The sequence below is a fragment of the Micropruina sp. genome, assembly GCF_027492755.1.
Classification (GTDB): Bacteria; Actinomycetota; Actinomycetes; order Propionibacteriales; family Propionibacteriaceae; genus Micropruina.
In genome coordinates, this window is record NZ_JAPUED010000223.1 from 1 (window position 1) to 5,457 (window position 5,457).

The 5,457-nt window shown below is 70.1% G+C and carries 8 protein-coding genes; 4 read left to right on the forward strand and 4 right to left on the reverse strand.

Going from position 1 to position 5,457, the window contains the following annotated elements:
- Positions 1-224: 224 nt before the first annotated feature.
- On the reverse strand, positions 225-386 hold the full coding sequence (locus tag Q0066_RS15425) for a hypothetical protein (protein WP_298134573.1): 162 nt from the start codon (positions 384-386) through the stop codon (positions 225-227).
- A 187-nt stretch (positions 387-573) separates the two neighbouring features.
- On the opposite strand from Q0066_RS15425, the gene Q0066_RS15430 reads away from it, so the two are divergent.
- Entirely contained in the window at positions 574-1,494 is a 921-nt protein-coding gene (locus Q0066_RS15430; protein ID WP_298134576.1) for a hypothetical protein, read from the forward strand.
- Positions 1,495-1,526: 32 nt separating this feature from the next.
- Here the strand turns inward: Q0066_RS15430 and Q0066_RS15435 are convergent, their stop codons facing one another.
- Together Q0066_RS15435 and Q0066_RS15440 are read right to left on the reverse strand one after the other, a co-directional pair.
- A complete protein-coding gene (locus tag Q0066_RS15435) occupies positions 1,527-1,886 on the reverse strand; it encodes a hypothetical protein (protein ID WP_298134578.1) in 360 nt (119 codons plus the stop codon).
- Positions 1,887-1,927: 41 nt separating this feature from the next.
- Positions 1,928-2,428: an NUDIX domain-containing protein gene (locus Q0066_RS15440; RefSeq protein ID WP_298134580.1), complete on the reverse strand. Its 501-nt coding sequence runs from the start codon at positions 2,426-2,428 to the stop codon at positions 1,928-1,930.
- A 53-nt stretch (positions 2,429-2,481) separates the two neighbouring features.
- Here Q0066_RS15440 and Q0066_RS15445 point away from each other — a divergent pair, with 53 nt between their 5' ends.
- From Q0066_RS15445 to Q0066_RS15455, 3 genes are all read left to right on the forward strand, one after another.
- Positions 2,482-3,408, forward strand: coding sequence for a rhomboid family intramembrane serine protease (locus Q0066_RS15445; protein ID WP_298134582.1), 927 nt, complete (start codon positions 2,482-2,484; stop codon positions 3,406-3,408).
- Complete coding sequence (locus Q0066_RS15450) at positions 3,405-4,244, forward strand: NAD-dependent protein deacetylase (RefSeq protein ID WP_298134585.1); 840 nt, start codon at positions 3,405-3,407, stop codon at positions 4,242-4,244. The genes Q0066_RS15445 and Q0066_RS15450 overlap by 4 nt, the downstream gene beginning before the upstream one ends.
- 79 nt (positions 4,245-4,323) lie before the next feature.
- Positions 4,324-5,100 (forward strand): EI24 domain-containing protein, encoded by a 777-nt coding sequence (locus tag Q0066_RS15455; protein WP_298134587.1) that lies wholly within the window; start codon positions 4,324-4,326, stop codon positions 5,098-5,100.
- Here Q0066_RS15455 and Q0066_RS15460 read toward each other — a convergent pair.
- A partial coding sequence (locus Q0066_RS15460) for an aminotransferase class I/II-fold pyridoxal phosphate-dependent enzyme (protein WP_298134590.1) occupies positions 5,075-5,457 on the reverse strand: 383 nt, incomplete at its 5' end. The genes Q0066_RS15455 and Q0066_RS15460 overlap by 26 nt on opposite strands.

Genomic DNA, 5,457 nt, shown 5'->3' on the forward strand with positions numbered 1-5,457 from the left:
GGCGCTGCACGCGCTGGTCGGCGCGCTCGCCTGGTTCTCGATGCTGGCGATCTGCCTCTTCTCCACCGTGGCCGACGCAGCCGCCGGGTGAGCTTGCCGACGCTGGCGGGCGAGGGGGTCTCGACAAGCTCGACCAACGCAGAAGCTCGACCAACGGAGGCCACAGGACGCAAACGACCCCTGACGTCGGAGCTTGTCCGACATCAGGGGCCGTCTGGATGGGGTCAGCTTTCGTCCGAGACCGGGCGCACCTTGGTGGCGTCGATGACCGGCGTGTCCTGAATGATCAGGTCGCTGGTCTCCTCGGCCAGGTCGGGGCTCGGCGCCGAGCCGGACGGCCCTTCGGTGGGCACGACGGGGGGAATCGGGGGTTGCTGCTGAGTCATGATCTACCTCCTTCGCCTCGTGTTTCGAGTGTGCTCGGCAGTTCCCGCGCCCACTACCCCCGTCCGGGTGGTTCAGGCGTGTCGCGTCGGACCTTCGGCCAGGCTCACCCTGAAGGCTGATATGCCCATGGTGGGCTCCCCCTTCGGTCACTAGCATTCGGCTCATACCACCCCTAAGAAGGACCCGTTGGACAGGAAAGCCCTCGACGACACCTCAGGTCGGCTCCGTGAGTTGTTGCTCGATCCGCAGTACGCAAGCCGTTGGCAGGCCCATATCGGCCGCCGACAAGCGCATGCGTTGCATCAGAGCGGCATCTGTCAGGTGGTCGCCAACTATCTGTGGGCGAATGATCTGCATCCGGTCGACGACGAGGCGCTGCCGCGCAAGCTGAAGGACCGGGTGTACCGGGCGCTCGCCGGGAGTTCACTGAGCCTGGCCACGTTGCGGTGGTTCATCGAGGCATTCGAGATGTCCCCCGACGACGCCGCCACGCTGTTGCGGCTGGCAGGCTCGGCCGATGCCGGTGACGCGGTGATCGGACGCGCCGTCGTCCGGCGGGGCGTGCTGCCACCGCGACGGCACCGGACGCTCTCGCTGCGGGACTGCCATCTGATCGGCCCGGACGGCCTGCCCGCCTCACACCGCACCGCCCAGACCATCCACGCCGAGGACGACCTGGACCGCTACCCGTGCGTCTTCGACACCGACGCCGCCTGCATCCGGGTGGTGCGCGGGGGTCGCTGCGGCGAGCCGTACGCCCTGGGCGAGGGCCTGTACGCGGTCGACATCATGCTCAGCGAGCCGTTGTGCGCCGGCCAGAGCACCGACGTCGAGTACGAGACCACGTTCTGGTACCGGACGCCGCCGCCCCCGGAGTTCCGACGCGCCGCGGCCCATCGGCTGGCCGACGTCGACCTGCGGGTGCAGTTCCATCCGTTGCGGTTGCCGCAACAGGTCTGGAGCAGCGAGTGGCCCTCCATCGACGCGCCGCCGTCGGAGTCCGAACCGGTCAAACTGGACGCCGAGAAGTCGGTGCACCGGCACTACCCCACCCTGGAACGGACCGTGGTCGGTTTCCGCTGGGAATTGGGCCGGCCCCACCGCTGAGTCAGCAGGTCAGCCGATCCGGCCGCGGGCGGTCAGACCCAGCGACCGGACAGGAAACCCCGCAGTTCGAAGGCCGGAAAGTCCTTGCTGTAGCCACTGCCGGGGTTGAGCAGCACGCTCAGGTCGTTGGCCACCGCCCATTCGAACAGCGGACGGGACGGCTCTGCCCGCACCTCCCAACCCGGCGCGGGCAGCATCAGGTCGTTGGTGAAGGTCTCGAACCGGTCCGGATGACTGAACACGCAGACACCCGCATTGCCCAGCGGCGACAGCACCAGCGGCTGGAAGCCGCGCGGCTCGTACCGTCCCAGCACCCCGAGCGTCACGCCCATCAGATCGCTGACGAAGGCCTGGTAGGCCACGGCGTCCGTCGGATGGTCGAACGCCCGCATCAGCCGCTGCTCCAGCGGCGTCCTCGGCTGGAAACCGTTCCTCACAGGCCGTCTCGCAGCCAGTCGCGGCCCAGCACCGTCTCGGGCCGATCGGCCAAGACGACCTCGATCCGCTCGGCGTAGCTGCGCGGCATCACCGGCAGTTCGTCGACTGCGAAGAAGCGCGCCTCGGACGCCTCACCGTCGCCCGGCACCGGGTCGCCGGAGAGCCAGCGGCAGCGGAAGGTGTGGTCGATGTACTGGGTCACATCACCGTTGTCGTAGACGACGGGTTCGGTGACGTTCAGCCAGGCCAGCCGCTCCACCGCGACTCGCACGCTGGCCTCCTCGGCGGCTTCGCGGATCGCCGCGACGTGCGGATCCTCGCCGGGGTCGACGATGCCGCACACAGGCGACCAGGCACCGTCGTCGCTGCGCCGCACCAACAGCACTTCGAGGCCGGCGGGCCCGTCGCGCAGGATCACCGCCGTCGCCCCGGACAGCCACAGCATGTCGTGGCCGACCTTGGCGCGCAGATCGAGAATGAAGTCGGGTACCGCCACCCGGTCAGACTAGTGGAGCCTGAGCAAGGGGCCGGCCTGGGTAGGGTGGCCGGGTGACTCAGCCGCCCCCGGTCTCGGTGTGCTACCGGCATCCCGACCGCGAGACCCTGATCGGCTGTCAGCGCTGCCGGCGTCCGATCTGCCCGGAATGCATGACCACCGCACCGGTCGGCGTGCAATGCCCCGAATGCGTGCGCGAGGGCATGCGAGCCACCCGCAGCGGCGTCGGCCCGCTGGGCGGGCGGCCCTCGACTGATCCGCGGCGCACCTCGCTGATCCTGATCGGCCTCAACCTGGCGGTCTTCGTGGTCATCCTGGCCAGCGGCGGCTGGGACAGCGTGTGGGTCAACCGCTTGGGGATCAGCCCGCAGGGCATGTGCCTGCTCACCGACGGCAGCGGCAACTACTACCCCGGCGTCACGCCCGCCCAATGCGCCACCCTGCTCGACGCCGGCTGGGTGAACGGGGTGGCGACCGGCGCCTGGTGGCAGGTGCTGACCAGCGCCTTCACCCACGCCGAGATCCTCCACCTGGGCAGCAATCTGCTCGCCCTGTGGTTCCTCGGCCCGCCGCTGGAGCAGGTGCTGGGCCGGGTGCGCTTCCTGGCCGTCTACGGCATCAGCGCACTGACCGCGTCCGCGGCGGTGATGTGGCTGAGCGCACCCGATTCGGTCGCGGTGGGCGCTTCCGGCGCGATCTTCGGCATGCTCGGCGCCCTGCTGCTGTTGGCGAAACGATTCGGCGGCAATTACCAGATGATCGCCGGCTTCCTGGCACTCAACATCGTGATCACCATCATGGGCGGCGGCTACATCTCCTGGCAGGCCCATCTGGGCGGCCTGATCGGCGGGTTGGCGTCCGCCGCGGCACTGATCCTGCCGCCGCGCGAACGGCGTCCGGCCGGCCAGCTGATCGGGCTGCTGGCGCTGACCGTGGTCACGCTCGCCGCCATCGTCTGGCGAGCGATAATGCTGGCGTGATCGAGACCGGCGTACGCGTGGACGAGTTGGCGACCCTGCTGCGCGGCCGGCGCTGGGTGGCCCTGACAGGCGCCGGGATCAGCACCGATTCGGGCATCCCCGACTACCGCGGCGCCGGGTCGCGGCCGACCAGCCCGATCCAGTACGACGACTTCCTGCGTTCGGCCGAGGTCCGGCGGCGCTATTGGGCACGCTCGTTGCTCGGCTTCCGCAGCTTCGGCCGCGCCCTTCCGAACACCGGTCACCGCGCTCTCGCGACACTCACCCGGCGGGGTCTGGCCACCGTGATCACCCAGAACGTGGACGGCCTGCACAGCGCCGGCGGCAGCCCGGACGTACTCGAGCTGCACGGCCGGATCGACCGGGTGATCTGCCTGGACTGCGGCGCAGTCTCCGCACGGACGGCGCTGCAGCGGCGACTGGAAGCCGCCAACCCCGGCCTGCACGGCAGCCTGGCCGCCGGCCGGGCCGAGATGGACGACGGCAGGCTGCGTCCGGACGGCGACGCGGTGGTCGACGACTGGGGCGACTTCGTCGTGCTGCCATGCCAGGCGTGCGGCGGCGTGCTGAAGCCCGACGTGGTCTTCTTCGGCGAGTCGGTGCCGCGTCCGCGGGTGGCCGACGCCTATGCCGCGGTGGATGCGGCCGAGGCGTTGCTGGTGGCCGGTTCGTCGCTGACCGTGATGTCGGGGCTGCGCTTCGTCCGGCACGCGGCTCGGGCCGGCAAACCGGTCGCGATCGTCAACCGCGGCGGCACCCGAGGCGATGAGCTGGCGTCAATCAAGCTGGACGCCGGTTGCTCCGAAACGCTGACCGACCTTGTGAACGCCCTGTGAGTCCTTGGTTGAGCGTGCAACAATCGGCGGGCCTGTCGTAGTGTGGCAGGCATCATCGGTCTGACGGGGAGGGAGGGCCGTGGGTAATCCATCGGCTGCTCAACGCACCCGGACGCGACCATTGGCCGGCCTCATGTCGGGCCTGGGCCTGCTGGTCACCGGGGCGGGCCTTGTGCTGCGCCGAGCCAGGTTGTTCGGTCTCGGCCTGATTCCCCCGCTGATCACCACCGTGCTCTTCCTGGTGCTGTTCGCCACCGCCAGCTTCCTGTCCCAACGGATCGCCGTCTGGCTGACCCCGTTCGCCGAGGGCTGGCCGGGCGTGGCCACCTTGCGGGCCTTCGTGGCCATTCTGGTCGTCGCACTCAGCGGCGTGCTGCTGGTGCTGCTGTTCACCGCCACCACCCTGGCGCTGGGCGCCCCGCTCTACGACCGCATCTCCGAAGAGATCGACGCCCACGCCGGCAGCTACGCCAGCGCGCCGGGTGAGGGGCTGCTGCAGGCGCTCTGGTCGACCCTGGTCCACCTGGTCAAGGTGATCGCGATCAGCCTGCCGGTGGGCGCGCTGATGCTGCTGGTCGGCCTGATCCCGGGCGTCGGCGGGTTTTTCGCCGCCGTCGGGTCGGCACTGTTCGGCGGCTGGATGATCGCCCTGGAGATGACCGGGTCGGCGGCCGGGCGCCGCGGCCTGCGCGGCATGGCCGAGCGGCATCGGCTGCTGTGCCGCGATCCGTGGCCGGTGCTCGGCTTCGGCGTGCCGACCTTCCTGTTGCTGTCGGTGCCGCTGTTGTCGCTGCTGGTCTTCCCGATCGCGACCGCCGGCGGCACCCTGCTCACCCGCAGGCTTGCCGCGCGCTGACGAAGGCCGCCACACAGGCTTCGACATCGGCGCTGCTGTGCGCCGCCGACAGCTGCACCCTGATCCGGGCTCGTCCCCGCGGCACCACCGGGAAGCTGAAGGCGATCACGTAGACGCCGTTGCTGAGCATGTGGTCGGCGATCCGGGTGGCCAGCCGGGCGCCGTCCTCGCCGGGAAACATCACCGGCACGATCGGGTGACTGCCGGGCAGCAACTCGAAGCCGGCGTCCTCCATCAGCTCGCGGAACAGCACCGTGTTGGCGGCCAGCCGCTGCCGGGCCTCGCCCGAGCCGGCCACCAGCTCCAGCGCCTGCAGCGAACCCGCCACCACCGACGGCGCCACCGAGTTGCTGAACA

Excerpts from the sequence above, each read along its gene's own strand:
- Q0066_RS15425 (WP_298134573.1), bottom strand. The coding sequence starts at position 386 with ATGACTCAGCAGCAACCCCCGATTCCCCCCGTCGTGCCCACCGAAGGG.
- Q0066_RS15435 (WP_298134578.1), bottom strand. The coding sequence starts at position 1,886 with ATGCGGGCGTTCGACCATCCGACGGACGCCGTGGCCTACCAGGCCTTC.